The organism is Clostridium sp. CTA-17 (assembly GCF_054767895.1).
The window spans coordinates 682,069-704,482 of record NZ_BAAABF010000001.1 but is presented as its reverse complement, the minus strand read 5'-3'; the positions used below and the strand labels follow the sequence as shown (position 1 = coordinate 704,482).

22 protein-coding genes and 1 other annotated feature are annotated in these 22,414 nt (G+C 28.0%); of the genes, 6 read left to right on the top strand and 16 right to left on the bottom strand.

The window, feature by feature from the left end:
- Window positions 1-2: 2 nt before the first annotated feature.
- The 5 genes from kdpC to ACYUCG_RS03015 all read right to left on the bottom strand — a co-directional run bounded on the left by kdpC (window position 3) and on the right by ACYUCG_RS03015 (window position 6,062).
- The gene (gene kdpC, locus ACYUCG_RS03035; protein WP_114651475.1) at window positions 3-599 is read right to left on the bottom strand and encodes a potassium-transporting ATPase subunit KdpC; all 597 of its coding nucleotides are present in this window, start codon (window positions 597-599) and stop codon (window positions 3-5) included.
- 14 nt (window positions 600-613) lie between these two features.
- Window positions 614-2,680: a potassium-transporting ATPase subunit KdpB gene (gene kdpB / locus ACYUCG_RS03030; RefSeq protein WP_415319111.1), complete on the bottom strand. Its 2,067-nt coding sequence runs from the start codon at window positions 2,678-2,680 to the stop codon at window positions 614-616.
- Between the two features lie 13 nt (window positions 2,681-2,693).
- Complete coding sequence (gene kdpA / locus ACYUCG_RS03025; protein ID WP_460268083.1) at window positions 2,694-4,430, bottom strand: potassium-transporting ATPase subunit KdpA; 1,737 nt, start codon at window positions 4,428-4,430, stop codon at window positions 2,694-2,696.
- Window positions 4,431-4,782: 352 nt separating this feature from the next.
- Entirely contained in the window at window positions 4,783-5,214 is a 432-nt protein-coding gene (locus ACYUCG_RS03020; RefSeq protein WP_003477648.1) for a MarR family winged helix-turn-helix transcriptional regulator, read from the bottom strand.
- Window positions 5,215-5,420: 206 nt separating this feature from the next.
- Window positions 5,421-6,062, bottom strand: a complete 642-nt coding sequence (locus tag ACYUCG_RS03015; RefSeq protein ID WP_415341649.1) for a pentapeptide repeat-containing protein — start codon at window positions 6,060-6,062, stop codon at window positions 5,421-5,423.
- A 128-nt stretch (window positions 6,063-6,190) separates the two neighbouring features.
- Here ACYUCG_RS03015 and ACYUCG_RS03010 point away from each other — a divergent pair, with 128 nt between their 5' ends.
- Complete coding sequence (locus tag ACYUCG_RS03010) at window positions 6,191-6,346, top strand: hypothetical protein (RefSeq protein WP_003456266.1); 156 nt, start codon at window positions 6,191-6,193, stop codon at window positions 6,344-6,346.
- 94 nt (window positions 6,347-6,440) lie between these two features.
- On the opposite strand, the gene ACYUCG_RS03005 is transcribed toward ACYUCG_RS03010, so the two are convergent.
- Entirely contained in the window at window positions 6,441-7,055 is a 615-nt protein-coding gene (locus ACYUCG_RS03005) for an NUDIX hydrolase N-terminal domain-containing protein (RefSeq protein ID WP_003456298.1), read from the bottom strand.
- 213 nt (window positions 7,056-7,268) lie between these two features.
- Between ACYUCG_RS03005 and ACYUCG_RS03000 the strand changes: the two genes are divergently transcribed.
- The 3 genes from ACYUCG_RS03000 (at window position 7,269) to ACYUCG_RS02990 (ending at window position 9,600) form a co-directional block, all read left to right on the top strand.
- On the top strand, window positions 7,269-7,487 hold the full coding sequence (locus tag ACYUCG_RS03000) for a hypothetical protein (protein WP_003468552.1): 219 nt from the start codon (window positions 7,269-7,271) through the stop codon (window positions 7,485-7,487).
- Between the two features lie 191 nt (window positions 7,488-7,678).
- Window positions 7,679-8,269, top strand: a complete 591-nt coding sequence (locus ACYUCG_RS02995) for a metal-dependent hydrolase (protein ID WP_333960865.1) — start codon at window positions 7,679-7,681, stop codon at window positions 8,267-8,269.
- Between the two features lie 101 nt (window positions 8,270-8,370).
- Complete coding sequence (locus ACYUCG_RS02990) at window positions 8,371-9,600, top strand: collagen-like protein (protein WP_460268080.1); 1,230 nt, start codon at window positions 8,371-8,373, stop codon at window positions 9,598-9,600.
- 94 nt (window positions 9,601-9,694) lie between these two features.
- Here the strand turns inward: ACYUCG_RS02990 and ACYUCG_RS02985 are convergent, their stop codons facing one another.
- The 5 genes from ACYUCG_RS02985 to ACYUCG_RS02965 all read right to left on the bottom strand — a co-directional run bounded on the left by ACYUCG_RS02985 (window position 9,695) and on the right by ACYUCG_RS02965 (window position 14,813).
- Window positions 9,695-10,990: an ABC transporter permease gene (locus ACYUCG_RS02985; RefSeq protein WP_460268077.1), complete on the bottom strand. Its 1,296-nt coding sequence runs from the start codon at window positions 10,988-10,990 to the stop codon at window positions 9,695-9,697.
- Window positions 10,991-11,000: 10 nt separating this feature from the next.
- Window positions 11,001-11,918, bottom strand: a complete 918-nt coding sequence (locus tag ACYUCG_RS02980; RefSeq protein WP_460268075.1) for a COG1361 family protein — start codon at window positions 11,916-11,918, stop codon at window positions 11,001-11,003.
- 55 nt (window positions 11,919-11,973) lie between these two features.
- Window positions 11,974-12,639 (bottom strand): ABC transporter ATP-binding protein, encoded by a 666-nt coding sequence (locus ACYUCG_RS02975; protein WP_060795381.1) that lies wholly within the window; start codon window positions 12,637-12,639, stop codon window positions 11,974-11,976.
- A gap of 210 nt (window positions 12,640-12,849) precedes the next feature.
- Window positions 12,850-13,386 carry a glutathione peroxidase gene (locus ACYUCG_RS02970; RefSeq protein WP_003456157.1) on the bottom strand — a complete coding sequence of 179 codons (537 nt, stop codon included), beginning with the start codon at window positions 13,384-13,386 and terminating at the stop codon, window positions 12,850-12,852.
- A 215-nt stretch (window positions 13,387-13,601) separates the two neighbouring features.
- The gene (locus ACYUCG_RS02965) at window positions 13,602-14,813 is read right to left on the bottom strand and encodes a BaiN/RdsA family NAD(P)/FAD-dependent oxidoreductase (RefSeq protein ID WP_415320084.1); all 1,212 of its coding nucleotides are present in this window, start codon (window positions 14,811-14,813) and stop codon (window positions 13,602-13,604) included.
- 307 nt (window positions 14,814-15,120) lie between these two features.
- Between ACYUCG_RS02965 and ACYUCG_RS02960 the strand changes: the two genes are divergently transcribed.
- Window positions 15,121-15,348, top strand: coding sequence for a single-stranded DNA-binding protein (locus ACYUCG_RS02960; protein ID WP_060795376.1), 228 nt, complete (start codon window positions 15,121-15,123; stop codon window positions 15,346-15,348).
- A 103-nt stretch (window positions 15,349-15,451) separates the two neighbouring features.
- Here ACYUCG_RS02960 and ACYUCG_RS02955 read toward each other — a convergent pair whose 3' ends face one another.
- The 5 genes from ACYUCG_RS02955 to ACYUCG_RS02935 form a co-directional block, all read right to left on the bottom strand.
- The gene (locus ACYUCG_RS02955) at window positions 15,452-16,357 is read right to left on the bottom strand and encodes a sensor histidine kinase (protein WP_460268072.1); all 906 of its coding nucleotides are present in this window, start codon (window positions 16,355-16,357) and stop codon (window positions 15,452-15,454) included.
- A gap of 13 nt (window positions 16,358-16,370) precedes the next feature.
- Window positions 16,371-17,123 (bottom strand): ABC transporter permease, encoded by a 753-nt coding sequence (locus ACYUCG_RS02950; protein WP_460268070.1) that lies wholly within the window; start codon window positions 17,121-17,123, stop codon window positions 16,371-16,373.
- Window positions 17,116-18,036: an ATP-binding cassette domain-containing protein gene (locus ACYUCG_RS02945; protein ID WP_049039713.1), complete on the bottom strand. Its 921-nt coding sequence runs from the start codon at window positions 18,034-18,036 to the stop codon at window positions 17,116-17,118. Before ACYUCG_RS02945 ends, ACYUCG_RS02950 begins: the two co-directional genes overlap by 8 nt.
- A 209-nt stretch (window positions 18,037-18,245) precedes the next feature.
- Window positions 18,246-18,935, bottom strand: coding sequence for a response regulator transcription factor (locus ACYUCG_RS02940; RefSeq protein ID WP_460268068.1), 690 nt, complete (start codon window positions 18,933-18,935; stop codon window positions 18,246-18,248).
- Between the two features lie 345 nt (window positions 18,936-19,280).
- Window positions 19,281-20,588 carry a dicarboxylate/amino acid:cation symporter gene (locus ACYUCG_RS02935; RefSeq protein WP_283679996.1) on the bottom strand — a complete coding sequence of 436 codons (1,308 nt, stop codon included), beginning with the start codon at window positions 20,586-20,588 and terminating at the stop codon, window positions 19,281-19,283.
- A 141-nt stretch (window positions 20,589-20,729) separates the two neighbouring features.
- Window positions 20,730-20,966 (bottom strand) — a binding site (T-box leader).
- Window positions 20,967-21,332: 366 nt separating this feature from the next.
- On the opposite strand from ACYUCG_RS02935, the gene ACYUCG_RS02930 reads away from it, so the two are divergent.
- Complete coding sequence (locus ACYUCG_RS02930; RefSeq protein WP_003464626.1) at window positions 21,333-22,214, top strand: hypothetical protein; 882 nt, start codon at window positions 21,333-21,335, stop codon at window positions 22,212-22,214.
- Window positions 22,215-22,414 lie beyond the last annotated feature (200 nt).

The following is a 22,414-nucleotide window of genomic DNA, read 5'->3' as shown; positions in this document are numbered from 1 at the left end:
TCCTATTCTTTTAATATACCATCTAAAGCAAGATTAACTTTTAAAACATTAACTGTTTTTTCTCCAAAAACACCTAAAAATCTTCCCGTAGTGTATTTATCTATTATTTCATTAACATAATCTACACTTAAATTTCTCTCCTTAGCAATTCTATCTACTTGATATTTTGCTGCGGCAACAGATATATGTGGATCTAATCCACTACCTGATGAAGTTACCAAATCTACAGGAATAGGTTCTTCTTCCTTATCTTTATTGTAACTTCTTATTCTCTCTACCCTCTCTTTTACTAACTTTTCATATTCTTCACTTGCTGGACTTAAGTTTGATGGAGATGAATACATTAATGGTTTTCCATTGCTATCCTTAAACATTTCTACATTTATATTCATAATCCTTCCCCACAAATATTTATTATCTGTAAATTGTTGACCTAATAACTCACTTCCATATTTTTTACCATCTACTTCTATAATGCTTCCATTTGCCTCTTCTTTAAAGAAAACTTGTGCTAACACAGTTGTTGATACTGGATAAATTATTCCACATAATATTGTAAAAATTAAAACAGCTAAAATAGACTTCCTGATAATTTTCATATTAATCTTCCTCTCTAAACTATCCCTAACATTGTTATTAAAATATCTATACCTTTTATAGCTATAAATGGAGCTATAATTCCTCCTAATCCATATACAAATAAGTTTCTTGATAATAACTTATTTGCTGAAACCTCTCTGTATTTAACTCCCTTAAGAGCTAAAGGAATTAAAAATATTATTATAAAGGCATTATATATAACTGCAGATAATATGGCACTTTCTGGACTTTGAAGCTTCATTATATTTAACCTTGATAATTCAGGAAATAACCCTATGAAAAGTGGAGGAATTATGGCAAAATATTTTGCTATATCATTAGCTATGCTAAAAGTTGTAAGTGCACCTCTAGTCATAAGAAGTTGTTTCCCTATTTTTACTATCTCTATTAATTTAGTTGGCGATGAATCTAAATCCACCATATTTCCAGCCTCTTTAGCTGCTTGTGTCCCTGTGTTCATAGCTACAGCTACGTCTGCCTGAGCTAGTGCTGGTGCATCATTAGTTCCATCTCCAGTCATAGCTACTAAATGTCCCTTCTTTTGAAAATCTTTTATCATATTTAATTTACCTTCTGGAGTTGCTTCCGCCAAAAAGTCATCAACCCCAGCCTCTGCTGCAATTGCTGCTGCAGTAAGTGGATTATCTCCAGTTATCATTATTGTCTTTATTCCCATTTTTCTTAAATCAGAAAATTTTTCTTTAACACCTCTTTTTACTATATCTTTTAAATATATTATTCCTAAAACTTTATAATTTTTAGCTACTACTAAGGGAGTTCCTCCTTTCCTAGCAATTTCTTCAACTTTTTTTTCACATTCATCAGAAAAATCCCCACCATGTTCAGTTATATATTTTTTAATAGATTCTGCTGATCCTTTTCTTATTTCATCTCCATTAAAATCAACACCACTCATTCTTGTTTTAGCAGTAAATTCAATAAACTTAGCATTTGAAGAACTTAAATCTCTTCCTCTAATTCCAAACTGTTCCTTTGCTAAAATAACTATACTTCTTCCTTCGGGAGTTTCATCTGCTAAAGATGATAATTGGGCAGCATCTGCAAGTTCTTCTATATTAGCCCCATCAACAGGTAAAAATTCACTAGCTTGTCTATTTCCTAAGGTAATTGTTCCAGTTTTGTCTAGCATTAAAATATCAACATCTCCTGCAGCTTCTATAGCTCTTCCACTCATGGCTAGAACGTTAGCTTGATTTAATCTACTCATTCCTGCTATCCCAATTGCAGATAATAAGGCTCCTATTGTTGTAGGCGCAAGGCAAACTAATAAAGCTAATAATGATGTCACTGAAGTGCTATTTATAACTCCATTCTGATTAGAAGCAAATTCTGAATAAGCATATAATGAGGCTGTAACAACTAAAAATATTATTGTAAGAGAAACTAATAGTATTTGAAGAGCTATTTCATTTGGAGTTTTCTTTCTAGAGGCTCCTTCTACCATAGCTATCATTTTATCCATAAAACTTTCTCCAGGGTTATTACTTACCTTAACTACTATATAGTCTGATATAACTTGAGTTCCTCCAGTTACGGCACTTCTATCCCCTCCACTTTCTCTTATAACAGGAGCTGATTCTCCTGTTATTGCACTCTCATCTACTGATGCAGCTCCATAGACCACATCACCATCAGCAGGTATTTGTTCACCGGCCTTAACTATTATTAAATCTCCTTTTCTTAGCTCTGTTGAATTAACCTTACTAACCTTTTCCTTTGTCTCTATGGACTCTATTCTGTTAGCCAAAATATCTTTCTTAGCAGAGCGCAAAGCATCAGCTTGTGCTTTTCCTCTACCTTCTGCAATAGCTTCAGCAAAATTAGCAAATAAAACAGTAAACCAAAGCAAAATTGAAATAAATAATATAAAAGATGGTGAGTTATCTTTTATTCCAAATAGTGAAAAAATATATAAAACGGTTGTTAATATAGAAGCTATATATACTATAAACATTACTGGATTCTGTAATTGAATCTTTGGATTCAATTTTATAAAAGAATCTTTCATAGCTCTTTTAATCATTTTACTATTAAATAAAGAATTTTCTTTCTCCTTCATATTTTTCTCCTCCTTAAGCAATCATCTGTAAAAACTCAGCGATAGGACCTAAAGCAAGTGCTGGAAAAAAGCTTAAAGCACCTACTAATAAAACTACAAAAATTAGTAATCCTATGAATAATACATTATGGGTTGGCAATGTTCCTACACTAGTTGCAACTTTTTTCTTTTTCACTAAGGAACCTGCAATGGCAAGAGTTGCAATCATAGGTACAAATCTAACAAATAACATGATTAATCCTATACTTACATTTATGAATACAGTATTAGCCCCTAAGCCTGCAAAAGCTGATCCATTATTTCCTCCTGCTGAAGAATAAGCATATAAAATTTCTGAAAAGCCATGGGCTCCTGAATTAGTTAAACTATCTAGTATTTCTGGATTAATAGATGCTAAAGCGCTTCCTATAAGTATAGAAATAGGAGTTGCTAAACATATAAGCATTGCCATTTTCATCTCATAAGGCTCTATTTTTTTACCTAAATATTCTGGAGTTCTTCCAACCATAAGCCCTGCTATGAACACAGTTATTATTGCAAATGCTATCATTCCGTAAAGACCACACCCAACACCTCCAAATACAACTTCTCCAAGCTGCATTAAAAGCATTGTAACCATTCCACCTATTGGAGTAAAACTATCATGCATAGAATTTACAGAACCATTTGATGCTGCTGTAGTAAAAGCTGCCCAGGTACTGGAACCAATCACTCCAAATCGACTTTCTTTACCTTCCATATTTCCACCACTCTGATCTATATATCCTAAGTTTACATCTCCATTTTGAGCTAATTGTGGTGTTCCATTAGCTTCACTTACTCCGATTATGCATAATGCAACAATAAGCAAAGTAAACATAGCTATAAATATAGCTCTCCCTTGTCTTTTATCCTTTATATTTCTACCAAAGGTAAAACAAAGAGCCGCTGGAATCAAAAGTATAGATAACATTTCTAATAAATTTGAAAAAGCTGTTGGATTTTCTAAAGGATGAGCTGAGTTTACTCCGAAGAAACCTCCTCCATTAGTTCCTAACTGTTTTATAGCTACCTGGCTTGCTGCTGGTCCTTGAGGTACTATTTGACTAGTAACTCTACTTCCATCATCTAAAACAATTTCCTCTAGTAAAGCTACCTCTTCATAAGGTTTAAAATTTTGTACTGTTCCCTGCGAAACTAATAGTATTGAAAGAACTATTGAAAGAGGAACTAATAAATAAAGAACAATCCTTGTTAAATCCCTCCAAAAGTTTCCTAATCCACTTTTGTTTACCCTTGTAAATCCTCTTATTAAAGCAAACAAAACAGCAATACCAACTCCTGCTGATAAAAAGTTTTGAACTGTTAATCCAAGCATCTGAGTTAAATAACTTAATTGACTTTCACCAGAATAGGCCTGCCAATTTGTATTTGTAATAAAACTTGCTGTTGTATTAAAACTCAAATCCCATGAACTTCCACTTATTCCTTCAGGATTCAATGGTAATACTCCTTGTAACAAATTCAAAACAAACAAAAATATAAATCCTACAGCACTAAATGCTAAAACTGAAAATGAATATTTCTTCCAATCCATCTCCTCTTCATTGATTCCTAGAACCTTATATATAAAATTTTCACAAGGTAATATTAATTTTGATAAAAATACCTTTTCTTCATTCATAACTTTTCCGATATATTTTCCTAACGGAATCGCTAATAGAACTAAAATTATTAAGTATAAAGAATACTGTAAAATTGCATTACTCATTTTTCTCCCCCCTAAGCAATATATACCAAAGGTAAATAAATAGTATTAAAAATGTTAATCCAGTGATGATTAAAATTAAATCCATATTTCTCTCCCCTTTCTTAAATTATTATATTTAAAAGCGTATTAAGATGGCGTTAGAGTTTTATTTGTTAGTATTAAGATTGTATAAAGATTTTCTTCTTAAAATTTTATAAAAAAAGTCTTTAAGAATTAATCTTAAAGACTTTATGTATAATTCTATTTATTTTTGCTCTTGTCTTAACTAAAAAATAAAATTTACTATATAACACGTAAATTTATCCCTATTTAATAAAAAAAAAGCATGTATATATGCTTATATACATGCTTTTTATTTTAATATTTCTAGTAATGAGTCTAAATTTTTCTTAAGTTCTAATATTTGCTCTTTTTCTATTCCTAAAGAACAAAAAGCCTTTCTTGGCACATCTATCATATCATCTTTTAAATTTCTTCCCTCATCTGTTAATTCAACTATTACAACTCTGTCATCCTCTTTTGATCTATATTTTGTTACAAGATTCATCTTTTCTAATTTTTTTATAAGAGGTGTTAAAGTTCCAGAGTCAAGATGTAATTTTTCACCAATTCCTTTAACTGTTATTTTTTCATTTTCCCACAAAACAAGCATTGTTAAATATTGTGTGTAAGTTAAATTATATTGATCTAAAATAGGTTTATATTTCTTTATAACTTCTCTTGAAGAAGCATATAATCTAAAACAAAGTTGGTTTTCTAACTTTAAAATATTATATTTATCCATAATAGCTCCCTTTAATCCTTTAAATATGCTACATTAAATTTTATACAATTAATTATAAAATTAAGATATTACTTTTTTATTGTATTGTCAATATAAATTAGATTTATAATATCAGTTTTTAGTAATAATTTAATTATATACGTATATAAGCAAATACTCTCTAATAAAGGTAAGTAGATAATTACATTTTATCTGTCTAGCTCTATCTATTTTATTATAATCCCTAAAAATTTACTTAACTCTAAAGCTTGATAAGTTGTAAAAATTCCACCTTTTAAGTTTTCCATGTTTAAATCTATATCTTCTATATTGCAAGTTCTAAAATCAATATCCTTAATATTGCTTCCTCTAAATATAGACTCTTTAAAATTCACATTTTGAAAATTAACTTTTTTTAGATTAGCCTCTTGAATCACAGCTCCTGTTAAATCACAATCTTTAAATTCCACCTCTTTTAAAGTGCTAAAAGATAAATTAATATATTTTCCCAAACAATCTTTAAAAGAAATATTGTTTAATGATGATTCATCAAATCTACTTCCTATGATTTTACAGCCTTTAAACTCTACTCTATAAAACCCACCATCAAAGAATTCGCAATTAGATAAATCACACTTTTCAAATTTTACATCTGTCATATCTATTCTATTAAAATTGCAGTTTATAAATATAACATTTTTAAATATACATGAATCAAGCTTTATTGAACTCTCTTCTAAATTTTCTATAATTACATTTTCTATTATAACTTCCTCTAGTTTTTCTTCTTTCAAAATTTCTTCTGCTACATCATCTACCTTATTTAATTCTAAAGGAATTTTAGGTAACTCTATTTTCCAAACTTTCATACTTGTATCTCCTAAAACAAAAATTATATTTAATATGAATTATATCATACAAATATGGCTCTAATTTACAATATAATTTTTAAAATTTTTTACATACTAATAATATAAACATATAGGGAGTTGATTTTATGAAAAGTAAAAACAAAAAAGAATATTCTAAAGAAAATTACTTAGCTAATGGCCATAAAACTCAAAATCAATGGGCTAAAAATCATATTAACACAAGTATAGAAGAGCCAGGAATAAATGAAAGTGGAATAGAAGCAAAAAAACGCGGCTTCTAAATATCTTCTTTCTTATTTAACTAAAATCTAAAAGCCATAATATTTAAATTTTTAATTTTGAACTTAAATATTATGGCTTTTAATATAATAAAATTTAATCAAATTTAGGCTTAAAGCTTGGGTTATTATATGCTTCAAAACACATCTGTATTTGTTCTTTTGTATTTCTAGTCAAAGATAACTTTGGAAGATTATTTAGTTCAAAAAATCCACATGTCTCAGTCTCAATATTATCATTAAAATTAACATCTAAAAGATCACAAAGAATAAAGATTTTATAAATACTTTGAACCATTAAAGGTTTATTATGTTTATTTCTATCTAAAATTGCAATTATGCTTTTAGGTTTAACCTTTGCACCAGCTTCCTCATATGCTTCTTTTTTTATGTTTTCAGATACTGATAAGTTTATATCAGCCCATCCTCCTGGCAAACTCCAAGTGCCATCTAATTTTTCTTTTACCAATAAAATTTTATTTTCTTTTATTATAGCAGCCCTTACATCAACCTTAGGGGTTAAATATCCTCTTTCTTCAAATAAAACTTCCTTAACTTTATGTAATTCTAAATTAGTACTTTCACTAATAATATCAGCTGCAATATTCTTTAATTGATTAAATCTATCTATATCATACACATCTTTAGAGTAAGTTAATCCTGCTTGAGCAATAGAATCTATCTCAGTAGCCCATTTTAATAATTTATTCACAATAAAACCTCCAATTCAAATTAAAATTCTCGCAAGTTAATTATAATAAATTTTTCAAAATTAAAGATTACATTTTACATACTTTGCCCACTTTTACCTGTTTTTTGACCAGTTACGCACAAACTATTCCATCATCTTTAAATTATTGTTAGAATACACTTGTAATATTTCTTAAGTAAATATTTATTTTTATTAAGCAAGGGGTGATTTTTTTTGAAACATACAAAAAGGATTTTAACAAGTGCAATTTTAATTACATTAATAACTCTTTTTTCTCCCTTAATACTTAAAAATAGCATAGCTTTATATATTGAACAAAGAGTATCTTATTTTACATCTTTAGAAGTTGTTTCAAATATTATAAGTCCCATACTTGCTTTAATATCAATATTTTCAATTGCATATTCCATAATTGTAATTAAAAATAAATAATTACTTATTAATGATTTTACTTTAATTTAGTAAAAAACCTTACATAAAATTACCACCATAACTATTGATCCTAGAAATAGAACTGTCCACTCTATTTTTAGGATTTTTATTTTTTTCTTCTTTATGTAAAATGAATATTATGATAATATTTTTAATATAAACTAATGATAATTATTTTTAAAGGAGATTTTATGACAAAAGAAACTCATTCAACTGGAGGCGTATGCATTTCTTTAATAATGTTAAATACAATTTTAAGCCTGTTTTTATTTCCATATGATATAGCTTATAAAATTTTATTAATAGCATTATTTTTTCATTTTTCTTATATAGGATCCCTATTTCCTGATATAGATCAAAGAAAATCTTCAATTAGTCAAATGTATCCTTTTCTTTCAAAACATATAGGTAGTAAATGTAGACATCGTGGCTTTACGCATAGTTTACTATGTCTATCTTTAATAGTATTAACCTTATATATTATTTTAAATATTAGTAACTTCAACATAATATTCTTAATAATTTCAATAGGATTTACAGCTGGGTATATATCCCACTTAATTCTAGATTTTTTAACCTCAGAAGGAATCGAACTTTTCTATCCTTGGAAAACTAATTTCAAGATAGCCAAAATTAAAACTGGATCAAAAACTGAAAAGCTAATAAATAAAATACTAAAAATATTTAATTTTCTTCTTATTTTATATAATATAACCTTAATTCTATCTGATATTTTAGGAATAAACATATTAAATTTTATAAATAAAAGCACTCTATTTTGAGTGCTTTTACCTTTTATATAAAATATTTTGGAACAACATAATAAAAATTTCATAAACTAATATTATAAAATTGATTTTAATAGTATACAAGGAGTTTTGTTATGATAAGAAAAGTTTATAATCCTAATAGATATTATGATGATTACAATAGATTAAATTGTTACGATAAATATGATTGTTATGATGATGAGTATTGTAAGGATGATTATTATTGCAAAGATGACTGTTATTGTAAAGATGATTGTTATTGCAAAGATGATTGCTATTTAGAGATAAATTGCAATTGTTGCGATTGTTGTAAGCCTGGACCAAGTGGTCCAAGAGGCCCTCAAGGTCCTAGGGGTCCTCAAGGTCCAAGAGGTCCTATGGGCTGTCAAGGTGAGCGTGGTCCAATAGGTCCTATGGGCCCTATTGGACCTATGGGTCCTATTGGCCCTCAAGGTCCACAAGGTGAACAAGGGCTTACTGGTCCTCAAGGCCCTACGGGTCCTCAAGGCGAACAAGGTCCACAAGGTGATCAAGGTCCTGTTGGTCCTATAGGCCCTCAAGGTCCTCAAGGTGAGCAAGGTCTTACTGGTCCTCAAGGTCCTGCTGGTTCTCAAGGCCCTGAAGGTCCTACTGGTCCTCAAGGTGCTACTGGTCCTCAAGGTCCTGAAGGTCCTACTGGTCCTCAAGGTGATCAAGGCCCTGTTGGCCCTCAAGGAGCTCAAGGCCCTACTGGCCCTCAAGGTCCTCAAGGTGCTACAGGTCCTACTGGCCCACAAGGCCCTCAAGGTAATCAAGGTCCTGCTGGTCCTCAAGGTCCTATTGGTCCTCAAGGTCCTCAAGGTGAACCTGGAGTAGATTTTGATGATACCTTATTAGTTAGCTATTCCTCATTAACTTCTCAAAATGTTAATGCTAATGGTATATTCACTTATAATATCCAAAATCCTAATGGCTCAACTTTTACAGCAATAACTGCCAATATAGCAAACGGAACATTTACAATAAATGAACCTGGAAGATATTTATTTATGTGGTCATTTAATTTAGATAACACAAATAATACCACATCTAGCGCTATAGTATCTCTATTTAGAAATGGTTCTAGAGTATTTTTATCTGGAACTCCTAGAGTAGCTCCTGGTGAAATAGGCGTAGTAAATGGAAGTATTGCCGTAAATGCTAATGCTGGTGATGTATTTGCTTTAGTTAATAATTCTACAAGAAACGTTTTATCACAAATAATATCTTCACCAATTTCTGTAACTCCAGCTATCTTAGGAGAATCTACAGGAATAAATTCAGGAATAGGATCTTGGGTTCAAATAGTTAGAGTATCTGATTAATAAAAAATTGACTAAATAATTAGTTAACTTTAAATTATAAACCGCACATCAAAATATTAAAGATGTGCGGTTATTTTATAAAAAATTATTTTCTTTATCTTATTGCAGTTATTACATCAGTTTTAGCCGCCTTTCTAGCAGGAAGTATCCCTGCAATAAAACCTATAACTAAACAAAAAACAAGAATTCCTAAAATCAATGAAAAACTCGGAACTGATATTTTCTCTATAGGTTGTCCCATCATATTTTCAGTAATTGATTTTGCAACAGAATTTATTCCTAATGTTGCTAATACTCCAAGTATTATTGAAATAAATCCACCCGTAATAGAAATTGCACAAGCTTCACCAACAAATATTTTTATGACGTCTCTTACACTTCCACCAATTACCTTAATTACTCCAATCTCTCTATTTCTCTCATAAATAGCCATATCCATAGTATTAGTTATTCCTAAAGCAGCTACTAAAAGTGAAATTCCTGCTAAGGAACCAAGGATTATATTGACACCCAATAACATAGATCTTGTTTGTTTTTCAAATTCTTTAAAAGAACTTGTTTGGTATCCCATATTTCTTAATGTTCCCTCATAAGATTCTAACATTTCTTTATCATCTACCCTAACATCTATTCCTTCATATGTAGTAAGTTGTTCTTTTAAAAACTCTTCATCTACTAATGGCGCTCCCTTTATTATATCTTCAACAAGTTTACGCGAACCTTGTATTTCATAATTTTTCTGACCATTTCCACTTGATAAAATCCCAACAATATTACAAGTTATTTGTTTGCTTTTAAGAAGATTTCCTTTGTCATCAGAACCAAAATCTTCTCCTCCTAACTTTACTCTTTTTCCAATAAGTTTTTGAAATTCAGAATCATCTTTAACCTTATCTTCCCAAGAGTATCCTAAAAGTTCCTTAGCTACATCATAACCAAGTAATAATTCTTTGCTTCTATTTTTAGGTACTTTTCCAGCTAAAAGAGAACTTTCAGAAATTAAATTAGCCTTATCATTAGCTAATATTCTTGCATAAGTCTGATTTTTCCCATATTTTATTTGAGTATGAGCATACCTCTTAGGAATAACTTCTGAGAAATATCCTAATTTATTCAACTCTTCAACATTTTTATCTGTTAACTTAGTTTTGGTGGTACTATCTTTATTATCTTCAGTTTCTGATTTCCAATTAGGATAAATACTTATTACTGAAGTATCCATTAAACTTTCCATTTCATAGGTTAAGTATCTTTCAAAACCATTTGTTATTGAAATTATTATAAAAATTGCAAGACACCCAATTATTACTCCCATCATAGTAAAAATTGTTCTTGTTTTTCTTTTCCACATATTTCTCCATATTATGGATAACAAATCATTAAACTTCATAAATTCTCACCTAAAATCCGAATAAACTCTTTATTAATGATATTAACCCTAATTTATTCTTTTTTGGTACTGTCTCTTCCACAGGCATCATAGCTGGTATAATACATGAACTTGTTAAATTATATTTCTTACCTGTAGCATCTTCATAAGTAACTTCAATGGAAGCATTTCTTTCTTCTTCAGAAGGAGTTATTGCCACATCCATATATTCCTCCCCTTCTACATCAATAGTTCCTATACTTTGTTCCATGACCTCAGTGCCTATAGTAACCTTAGCATTTACATTTTTTATTTTTGTTTTACTATCATTCCTTAAGGCAGCACTAATATTACTTTCAGTTGGAGTAACTCCGCTTATACTTAAACTTGGAGTATTCTGAATCATTACCCCTATAACTTTTGTTATTTCTTCTTGCTCTTTTCCTTTTTCATTAAACATAAGACTAGTAACAAAATTGTGTACACCAGATTTTATATTAGGATCACTTGCTAAAGTCACGCTAACATATTTAATATCATTACGTGCAATACTTCCTACATATATTTCATTTGTTGTTCCCACTGGCATGAATCCATCTAGTGTTCCTTTTCCCTCAACATTTACAATTTTAAGAGAAACTCCATATATACTACTTCCACTTATATTTTCAACTTTAAAGGTTAATGTAAATGGTATTCCTGGTTCTATAACCTCTTCATCTATTGATACTGAACTTATTATTAAATCCTTTGATTGAATATTGCTTATTTGAGTATTTAATTGCTCTCCCCCACTTGAATTATTATTTTCACTGTTATCACTTTGATTTTGAATTTCAGATAATGCATTAGAAACCTTATCTGTAAAACCTAATGCTTTTTGTGGAACTGATACAGTTGTCAATATTGTAGTTAAAGCTAAAACTAAACCTAAATTTCTTTTTTTCATAATTTCTCCCCCTAAATTCACCTAATTTATATAAATATTAATTTTAATTATTTTATTAGCAAAGAAGACCATCTTCCATTTTTATAACTCTATCTGCATATTCATAAACTACTTGTGAATGAGTTACCACAACAAAAGTTGTATTAAAATTTTTATTTAAATCCTTTAATAAATCTAAAATTTCTATGGTAGTCTTACTATCTAAATTTCCCGTTGGCTCATCAGCTAGTATTACACTTGGATTATTTATTAAAGCTCTTGCTATAGATACTCTTTGTTGTTGTCCCCCTGATAATTCTGATGGTTTATGATTCATCCTATCAGCTAATCCAACCTTTTCTAACATTGATTTTGCTCTTTCTATTCTTTCCTTTTTAGAAACTCCTGAAAAAATTAGTGGCATCTCTACATTTTCTAAAGCTGTAAGTTGAGGCATTAAATTATAACTTTGAAATATAAATCCCATATTTTTTCTTCTAAATAAAGCTAATTCATTTTCATTTAAACCTTCAATATGATGTTGATTTATTACTATTTCTCCCTCATCACAAGGCATTATACCTCCTAAAATATTTAAAAATGTAGATTTTCCTGATCCTGACTCTCCTATAATTGCAGTAAATTCTCCCTTATTAATTTCTAAACTTATTCCCTTTAGAATTTCAACAGAAGTGTCTCCAACCTTAAATGTCTTCTTTATGTCTTTGCATTGAATTATCATTCTTCCCCCTACTTTAATATTTCATATTTACCTTTCTACAATGAAATTTTACAAATTATCACAATTAAGTATATCTTTATTAGAATTCGACTTAATAACAAATTAATTACTCTATGATGAATATTAAGTTAATAAACATTAAATAAAATATTAAAAGGCTTATGATTAGTATTAAAAATCTAATCATAAGCCTATTTCTTAAAAAATATATTATTCTTCTAATAATTCTTCTATTAATTCATCTAACTTTTCAGGTTCAAATGTAGGTGCAAATCTAGCAACAACTTCACCATTTTTATCTATTAAAAACTTAGTGAAATTCCACTTTATTTCTTCTCCCTCTGTAGTAAATCCTAAGCCTTTTAATTTATCATAAAATCCTAAAGATGTTTCATCTTCCTTTGCCATTGGAGCTTCTTTCTTTAAAAATTTGTATAATTCACAAGCATTCTCTCCATTAACCTCTACTTTTGCAAAGGTCTTAAATGTAGTTCCATAATTTAACTTACAAAATCCAACTATTTCTTCATTACTTCCTGGTGCTTGCTCAAAGAACTGGTTACATGGAAAATCTAATATTTCAAACCCTTTATCATGGTATTTTTTATAAAGCACTTCTAACCCTTCATATTGAGGAGTAAATCCACATCCTGTTGCAGTATTAACTATTAAAAGAACCTTTCCTTTATACTCCCCTAAAGAAACCTCATTTCCTTCAATATCCTTAACTTTAAAATCATATAGCATAATTAAATCTCTCCTTTTAATGTATTTTAATACCTTTTTAATTTATCCTATAAAAATTTTTTTAATCCAAAAATACTGAAGAATTTTTAAAATTATATAAAAATTAACTAATTCCACCTTTAAAATGTAAAAACTTACAAAGAGATTTTGAGAATTACTAAATGAATCCTCATATCCTTTGTAAGTTTTTACTTTGATAATTTTAATTAAAGAATTTAAAAATCACTTCCTGCTAAGTATCCTGTTGAAAATGCCATTTGAAGATTGTATCCACCAGTTTCTGCATCTATATCTATAACTTCTCCTGCAAAATAAAGATTTTTTATAATCTTTGATTCCATAGTAGAGGCATTTATTTCTTTAACCTTAACACCACCAGAAGTTACCTGAGCTGCCTTTATAGTTAAAGTTTCTCTTACAGTAAGTTTCATCTCTTTAATATATGAAATTATTTTATTTTCATCTTCTTTTTTCAAATCACTAGCCTTAATCTCTGTTAATTCTAGCATTTCAAATATCTGTTTTAAAAAGTTCTGAGGTAATGTTCCCTTTAAATTATTTAATACAGTTTTATTAGGATTGCTTCTTATTATCTGTGATAATTCCTCCTTGGATTTATCACTTAAAAAGTCTAAGTTTAGCTCAACCTCTCCTTGATCTAAAGCCTTAGTTATATAAGAAGATAACTTTAGTATTGCAGGACCAGATACTCCAAAGTGAGTAAATATCATATCTCCAAATTTCTCATACTTTTTCTTTTTTATTTTAGCTGAAACAACCACATCTTTCATCGCTACTCCTTGAAGATTTTTAACGAAGTCTTCTTTAGTAACAAGAGGAATTAAGGCTGCATGAATAGGAGTTATTGTATGTCCATATTTTTCTAATATACTATACATTTTTCCATCTGATCCTGTATTAGGAAAACTCTTTCCACCTGTAGTTATTATTATTTTATCACCTAAAATCTTTTTACCTTGCTCTGTGATTATTCCTTTTATTTCATCTTCCTCAACTATAAAATCACATACCTTAGTATTATATAAAACTTTTACTCTACAATCATTTAATTCATTTTTAAATATGCTTATTACTTCTTCTGCTGTATCGCTTTTAGTGTATACTTTTTGATCTAATTCAACCTTATACTCTAAGCCCTTTTTACTTAAAAAGTCTAAAAGTTGATAGTTTGAAAATGTATATAATGCACTATACATAAACTTATTATTTGTAACTATCTTATCAAAAAACTCTTCTATATCTCTATTGTTAGTTATATTACATCTTCCGCCACCAGTAAGTCTAAGCTTCTTACCAATCTCATTATTTCTCTCTATAAGCACAACTTCATTATTAGCTGATGCTGTTAAAGATGCCATTATTCCAGCTGGTCCTCCCCCAACTACTATTACCTTTTTCTTATCCATTTGTTTCCTCCAAATTTGATTTTACAAATATTTTTCAAAATTCATCTCTTATTCTTTATAATTAACTAAAATTAAATTCTACTTTTAATAATTTAATTTACCAAAAACATATAAGTATTATACACTAAAAAAGGTGAGCAAAACTACATAATAATTTTATTCATATAAAATCATATTTCCTTTCTATGTTAAATCGCAAAATAATTAAAGCTTTTTATGTTAAATTTTATTTTCAAAGTTCTTAATAAAAATTTTTAAGCATATATTATACTTAGTAGTTTAATTTACGTTTTAAGGAGGTTTTCTTATGAATTCAATATTACCACAAGCAGTTAATCTATTAAGTTATATAAATTCTGGAGAAACATTCATAATAAAAGATCTTTTTCCTAAAATAATTTGGGATAAGTTATCATATACAGAAAAGAGAACCTTAGAATCTGCATTTTTAAAGCATATAAATAAAAAAGTTGATCTAAGAATTAAAGCACTTAATGAAATAAGAGAAGGACAAAAAGTTTACGAAAAACTTTAAAGTTGTATTTATTAAAATAAAAAATAAGCAATTTAATTTCAAATTGCTTATTTTATACTTCTAAAAAATCAATTTTTCTAAACTCCCCAAAGTCTACAGGCTTTTAACTTTCTAAACTCCATATTATATTTATAACAAGCCTATTTCTAACCTTTTTAGCCTCTATCTTTTGTCCTTGCTTTTCTACTAATAGTTTAACTATGGCTAGCCCTAAGCCAGTATTTTGCCCTGTTCTCATTCTATCCTTAGTAAAGAACTTTTCAAAGATTCTATTTACATCCTTAGGTTCTAATTCTTCTGCTTTATTAGAAAATTCCATTACTATATATTTATTTTTCTTCTTTAAGGATATTTTTACTTCCCCTTCACCATGCTTTATGATGTTTTCAATTAAATTAGTAAATATTCTATTTAAAGCCTGTTTATCACCTAATACAGGACCTAAGCCCTCTTCAATATTAATTTCTGGTTCTCCAAATTTATAATCTAAGGTTTCATAAAAAGCCGCAATAATTTCACCCAAGACCAATTCTAAATTAACAGGTTCAAGTTTAATTTCATATTGATCTGCTTGTATTCTAGATAGTCCATAAAAATTAGTTATTAAATCATTTAAAACTGCAGATCTTTTTTCTATTATTTTCAAATATTCTTTTCTTTCCTCTTTATCTAATTTATCATCATTTAATAAATAAACATATCCCATTATAGAAGTTAAAGGAGTTCTTAAATCATGAGACATATTTGCAATGGCTTCTCTTAACTCAATGTCCTTTTCCTTGTAAATATTCTCCATTTTTCTTTTATCATCTATTAATGTATTTATCTCAGCTATTAAATTCTCAATATTTTTATTTGGAAGTGATAATCTTAATTTTTCTATTTTCCCCTCCCTGTTTAACTTTTTTAACTCCAAGGTTAATCTATTTATTTCTTTAGTTTTTAAAATAAATATTATTAAAAGCACAATAAGGATTGTCAAAGACAATCCTATTATAAATCCTTCCAATATACCTCCTCCTTTATTTAACTTCTTGTTTTCTTATTACTAAAATTCCTAAAATTAAAAATACTACTGTATTTATTATTCCTACTATAATATTAGTTCCTATTATTTTTGTAGTTAAAACTTCACTTACTAAACTCTTTAAAGGATTAAATAATAAATAAGGATAAATTAAAGTGAAAATTCCTTCATATATACTTGATAATATAGAAAATATAATTGGTACTCCTGAAACAATACCTAATATAACTACAACCGCTAAACCTTCCTTTTTAGTTATTATGGTAATAAAATCATATATAGCTAATGCACTGATATATATTGGGAATGCTATTAGTAATCTTAATATTACTTCCATAAAATCTGAAAATCCATTAGGTCCAACTAATCCTAAAGCATAGGAAGTTCCTATCATAGTTAATACTGCTGTTATTTCAATAATTAAAAATATAATGACCTGAACTATATATTTACTTAAATACACTTTTTCCCTTGATATACTTGAAGAAATTAAATTTTTAAGAGTATTTTCTTTATATTCTTCTAAAACTACATCTATAAACATAAGCATTATCCATGGAATAGCTCCCATAAAGTTAATTGTTATAAAAACTAATGCTGAGAAATCAGGTATTCTAGAATTTTCTAAGAAGGCATAATGCATAGCTATTCCAGCTAAAATTATAAGTAAATTAAATATTATACAAATTGTAATATATACAGGTCTTCTTGCTATCTTATAAAGTTCTGCTTTTATTAAATTAAGCATTATATTCACCTCCAATTAAATCTACAAAGTAATCTTCTAAGTTAACTCCTACTCTTTCTAAAGAATAAACTTCAACTCCATTTTCTACTAGTGCTCTGTTTATTAATTGAGGTTCATCTAACTTATTATAAATCTTAATAAATCTATCAGGTAAAACTTCATATGAGTTATTATCTAAAACCTTTTCCAATATTACTGCAGCCTTTTTACAATCATCAACTTTAATAAGCAAATGATTCCTACATTTCTCATTAAGTTCCTCTGATGAAATCTCTTCTATTATTTTCCCATCCTTTAAAAAGCCATAACAATTTGCAAGTTGTGATAACTCTCCTAAAATATGACTTGATACTAATATTGTAACTCCATTTTTCTTATTTAAATTAATTAATACTTCCCTTACTTCTTTAATTCCCATAGGATCCATTCCATTAGTAGGCTCATCTAAAATAAGTAATTCTGGTTCTCCTAAAAGTGCAAGGGCTAAGCCTAATCTTTGCTTCATACCTAATGAAAACTTTTTGAACTTTTTATTTCCCACATCTCCAAGTCCAACCATTTCTAAGATTTCATCAATAGATTTTTCTCCTACTATTCCTCTTTGAATTTTATAATATTCAAGATTTTGCTTTGCTGTAAGAAAAGAATAAAATGATGGAGTTTCTATTATATTGCCTATTTTCTTATGCTCATAAAGCTTTTTCTTTTCATCAATTTCACCAAAAAGTTCTATTTCTCCTGAGTCATAGTTAGCTAAGGATAAAATAATTCTTATTAAAGTTGTTTTACCAGCACCATTTTTCCCAACTAAACCATATATATCGCCTTTTTTTAGATTCATACTTAAATTATCAAGAATATTTTTCTTACCATAATTTTTGTTTAAATTTCTTATAGAAATTATATTTCCCAAAATCTTTACCTCCTAATAAGTTTTCTCTTTATCTTTCTCTATGTTTATATAATAAACCTTAAGTCTCAAAATACCTTAAAGAAAACCTTAAGAAAGTCTTAATTTTTCTATTAAACCTTAATTAAATGTATATTTAAAATATAAACTCCTCTATATTTTGATATTTATTCAAATCAACTTATTAAGGAAATTATGAATCATCAATGTAGCTAATCCATTTTAAAGCCTACTCCCCAAATAGTTTTTATATAATCATTTTCATTATCTAAAAGATTTATCTTATTTCTAAGATTGCTTATGTGAACATTTATAGTATTATCATCACCTAAAAACTCCTCTTCCCATACTGTTTCAAATAAGTTTGCCTTAGTGAAAACTTTCTTTGGATTACAAACTAAAAGTTCTAATATTTTAAACTCTTTAGAAGTAAGTTGTATTTCCTCTCCCTTAACCTTAACTTCTCTACTTCTAGGTTCTAATATAAGATTCTTATATTTTATTGTCTCTACAACTTCGCTTGAATTTGTTATTTTACTTCTTCTTAAAAGAGCTTCAATCCTTGCTAAAACTTCATTAACATCAAAAGGTTTGCTTATAAAATCATCAGCACCTAATTTTAAAACATTTATCTTATCCTCCATTGCAGTTTTTGCTGATATAACTATTATTGGAGTGTTCTTTCTCTTTCTAATCTCCTCTATAAATATTTCACCAGTTATACCTGGTAGCATAAGATCTAAGAGTACCATATCAAATTCAAAAAATTCTAAACACATCTTACCTTCAGATCCTGAAAATGCTTGTCTAACTTTAAACCCTTCTTTCTCTAAAATTTTACTCAATAAATTATTTATATCTATATCATCTTCAACTATTAAAATACTTTCTGAATTAATCATAATTATAACTCCCCTACAAATCAATTTATAATTGTATTTTTAAAACTTTCTATACCAAAATAATACCATAATACTACAGTTAGATTTATTTAAAATAATCTTAAATTTTCATTTAACTCTTAGTATAAAATAAAATTTCTATATATAAATATCAAATGAAAGATTGGAAAGAATGTATTCTATTTAAAAAATAATAATTTTTCTATACACTTATATCAAATAAAGCTTAAAGGAGCTGAACTAAACTTTAGTTTAAAACTTATTAATAATAAGCTTTAGTAAGTCTTTAATTCAACTCCTTATATTAGATATTTATGTATTGTACTTTAAAATAAATTCTTAATTTTATGCTCTTTGTACTAATTCTTCAACTTTATATTCTTTTCTTTTTTCTGTTTGATCAACTATTAATGCAGCAACTGAAGCTCCTGTTACATTTGTAGCAGTTCTTATCATATCAATTATAGAATCCACTGCTATTACCATTGCTAGTGCTTCTATTGGTAATCCTAAGGCCGCTAACATTACAGTTGTTGACATTGTTGCTGATCCAGGTACCCCTGCTATTCCTATGGAAGATATTATAGCAGTTAAAACTATAAGTATGTATGAATAAATAGTAAGTTCTACATTAAAAACATTTGCTGCAAATATTGCAACTATTGCTGGATAAAAACCTCCACATCCATTTAATCCAATTGTTGATCCAAGTGGTGCTACGAAGCTTGCTATATTTTCTGATACTCCCACACCTTCTACTAAAGATTTTATTGTAACAGGTAAAGTACCATAACTACTTTGGCTTGTAAAGGCCACAACCTGTGCTGGGAAAATTCCTTTAAAGAATTTTAATGGGTTCATTCTTGCAACAAAGCTTATTAATGGCGTATATACAAATAAAAATTGAAGAAAAGCAGCTATATAAACAGCTAGTATAACCCATATTAATGACATCAAAGTATCCATTCCATTTTTAGCTGCCGCTGTAGCTATTAAGGCAAATACTCCATATGGTATTATTCTTAACACCATTTTAGTGATTCTTAAAACTATATCATAAGCTGATAAAATAAAATCTTTAAATGGTTTTGCTTTTTCTTTATTGATATTATCTTCGATAACCAAAGCAATTGCTACAAACATTGAAAAAATAACTATTGGTATTATTTTATTTTCTACAATAGCTGCTAAAGGATTTGATGGTAGCATATCTATAAGTACCTTAGAAAACCCTGGTATTTCTCTTGCCTTAAAATTTTCAGCCCCTATAAATCTTAAACCTTGTCCAAGATTTAAAGAACTAGCTACAATAATTCCTATAAGGGCTGCAGCTCCTGTAGTTCCTAATAAAACAGTAAATGTTTTTAATCCTATTGATTTTAATGTATCTAAATTTTCTAATCTAACAATACTAGTTATTAAGGATGTTACTACTAAAGGAACTACTATCATCTTAATTAAAGACATATAAGCCTTTCCTACTGTATCTAAAAATAGTATGTTCTCCTTAAATATAATTCCAAGTACTACCCCTAAAGTTAATGCTGTCAGCGTAGCAAATGAAAATTTATTTGTAATTTTTCTTATTTTATATATAGCATATGTTGCTAATATTGAAAGCACAATTGCTAATATTAATTTAATATTAATCATAAAAAATTTCCTCCTATAAAATTACTTTTTATTTAATATTGCTAAGCTTTTATATTAAAAGCCAAGCTTACAAAGTATAATTTTATTGTTATATGCTGGCCAGCAAATATATAATAAAAAAAGCCCTCTACCCCTGTAAATTACAGAGGCAGAAGACTATACTTCCACGGTTCCACTCTGATTAGATATATAATATCCATCTCTATTTAGGTACGTTCATACCCTAACTCTATAATGGGAGTTCCCATAAACACCTACTTAATTCGGCACTTAAGCTCCAAGGGGCACTTCAATAATACTCATTACAGGTTATCTCAGCAAACTAACCTCTCTCTGTAGTAACTTATAATATTTACTTTCCCTCTTCAACGCATTTAAATAAATATTTTTCTTGTTTTAAATAATATATTATTTATTTTTTAAAGTCAACATATTTTTTTAACTTAAATTATTTCTTGACAGTTTTATATTTTAAATGGTATTATTATTAAGCAGTTGGTACGTATAGTGCTAATTCTTTTGTAGAGCTTGGTTTAGTCCTTCGCCGGATGCCAAGCTCTACTTTTTTATTTCAAATTTAATTATGACTAATTATTATAAATATTAATTATTAAAGAAAATTCCTATATAAACATATTAGAAATCCTATGCATATACTATAGCGATGTCTACATTACTATAGAAGGGAGGCCTAATCAATAGGTGAATATTATCTAATGATTTTATACTCTTATTGAAGATTTTATGGAAAAAGATCTGTTTAATAATGAAGCCTTAGATGATATTATTTTTAGGTTATCAAAGAGTACTCTTTCAGATTTTTTCTATGAAAAAATTGGTGAACGAAATATGATAATGGGCGGGCTAAATTCTGATTTTTCTGGAGTAGCTTCTACAACATTAACTGGCTGCTCTTTTCAACTTCAACAATTAACTCTTTTTAAAAGGTTATTGAATGAAGGAGAATTAATTTTAGAATTTTTGCTTGAAAATAAAGATGAATTTAGAAATTGGTTTAATAACAATCCTTATGCTTATTTTAAACACTGTTCTATATTCAAAAACTCAACATTAGAAAAAGATTACTATAAAGATTTTAAATCTTCATACAATGAGCTAACCTCCAAATATAATTTAAACTTGCTTAACTTTATATCATCTCTTATTTTTCTTTCTTCTTATAATTGCTGCATAAAGAAAAAAGCAAACTATGAAGAAGCCTTTGTTAAAGCAATTTTAGAAAACCATATAGATAAAGTCTATGAAAAATCTATTGATATAAAAAATTTTCTTGAAAAATTAGAATTAAAACCTCTAGAGTTTAAAGATGAAATAAGAAATTTATTAGTATTAATTTCATCTGAGTCCTTATATTTTGAAGATATCCCATTAAGATTATTAGATTATGCAAATGCAACTGATATACTTACCGTTATAATCTTAATTGTAAACGTAAAAGAATACATTTCAGAAAGTAAGGTTATTCCTCTTAATCTATCTAAAAACTCTTTTATGAGTATAGAGGAATATAAAAAATTTATGAATTCTATAAGTGAATCCTATATTAGAATATATGATTTTGATGAAGAGGTTAGAAAAAAAATAGAAGAAGATCTTAAACTTTAAGTAAAAAGGCAACTAAAATTTTATTTAAGTTGCCTTTTTATAAGAATATTTATATTAAAAGCTTATAATCTCTTCTCTAAGAGTAATATTATGTGATAGAATAAAAAAATATGACTTTTAAATTAGTAATTATATAATTTATCTTTATAAAGTTATTTTAAATAAATTAAAGGTATTTTTATTTAGAAAGGTGGTGGATA

What these genes read in the sequence shown, in the direction of transcription:
- kdpC (WP_114651475.1), bottom strand. Translation starts at nt 599, where the DNA reads ATGAAAATTATCAGGAAGTCTATTTTAGCTGTTTTAATTTTTACAATA.
- kdpB (WP_415319111.1), bottom strand. Translation starts at nt 2,680, where the DNA reads ATGAAGGAGAAAGAAAATTCTTTATTTAATAGTAAAATGATTAAAAGA.
- kdpA (WP_460268083.1), bottom strand. Translation starts at nt 4,430, where the DNA reads ATGAGTAATGCAATTTTACAGTATTCTTTATACTTAATAATTTTAGTT.
- ACYUCG_RS03020 (WP_003477648.1), bottom strand. Translation starts at nt 5,214, where the DNA reads ATGGATAAATATAATATTTTAAAGTTAGAAAACCAACTTTGTTTTAGA.
- ACYUCG_RS03015 (WP_415341649.1), bottom strand. Translation starts at nt 6,062, where the DNA reads ATGAAAGTTTGGAAAATAGAGTTACCTAAAATTCCTTTAGAATTAAAT.
- ACYUCG_RS03010 (WP_003456266.1), top strand. Translation starts at nt 6,191, where the DNA reads ATGAAAAGTAAAAACAAAAAAGAATATTCTAAAGAAAATTACTTAGCT.
- ACYUCG_RS02995 (WP_333960865.1), top strand. Translation starts at nt 7,679, where the DNA reads ATGACAAAAGAAACTCATTCAACTGGAGGCGTATGCATTTCTTTAATA.
- ACYUCG_RS02990 (WP_460268080.1), top strand. Translation starts at nt 8,371, where the DNA reads ATGATAAGAAAAGTTTATAATCCTAATAGATATTATGATGATTACAAT.
- ACYUCG_RS02985 (WP_460268077.1), bottom strand. Translation starts at nt 10,990, where the DNA reads ATGAAGTTTAATGATTTGTTATCCATAATATGGAGAAATATGTGGAAA.
- ACYUCG_RS02980 (WP_460268075.1), bottom strand. Translation starts at nt 11,918, where the DNA reads ATGAAAAAAAGAAATTTAGGTTTAGTTTTAGCTTTAACTACAATATTG.
- ACYUCG_RS02975 (WP_060795381.1), bottom strand. Translation starts at nt 12,639, where the DNA reads ATGATAATTCAATGCAAAGACATAAAGAAGACATTTAAGGTTGGAGAC.
- ACYUCG_RS02970 (WP_003456157.1), bottom strand. Translation starts at nt 13,386, where the DNA reads ATGCTATATGATTTTAAAGTTAAGGATATTGAAGGAAATGAGGTTTCT.
- ACYUCG_RS02965 (WP_415320084.1), bottom strand. Translation starts at nt 14,813, where the DNA reads ATGGATAAGAAAAAGGTAATAGTAGTTGGGGGAGGACCAGCTGGAATA.
- ACYUCG_RS02960 (WP_060795376.1), top strand. Translation starts at nt 15,121, where the DNA reads ATGAATTCAATATTACCACAAGCAGTTAATCTATTAAGTTATATAAAT.
- ACYUCG_RS02950 (WP_460268070.1), bottom strand. Translation starts at nt 17,123, where the DNA reads ATGCTTAATTTAATAAAAGCAGAACTTTATAAGATAGCAAGAAGACCT.
- ACYUCG_RS02940 (WP_460268068.1), bottom strand. Translation starts at nt 18,935, where the DNA reads ATGATTAATTCAGAAAGTATTTTAATAGTTGAAGATGATATAGATATA.
- ACYUCG_RS02935 (WP_283679996.1), bottom strand. Translation starts at nt 20,588, where the DNA reads ATGATTAATATTAAATTAATATTAGCAATTGTGCTTTCAATATTAGCA.
- ACYUCG_RS02930 (WP_003464626.1), top strand. Translation starts at nt 21,333, where the DNA reads ATGGAAAAAGATCTGTTTAATAATGAAGCCTTAGATGATATTATTTTT.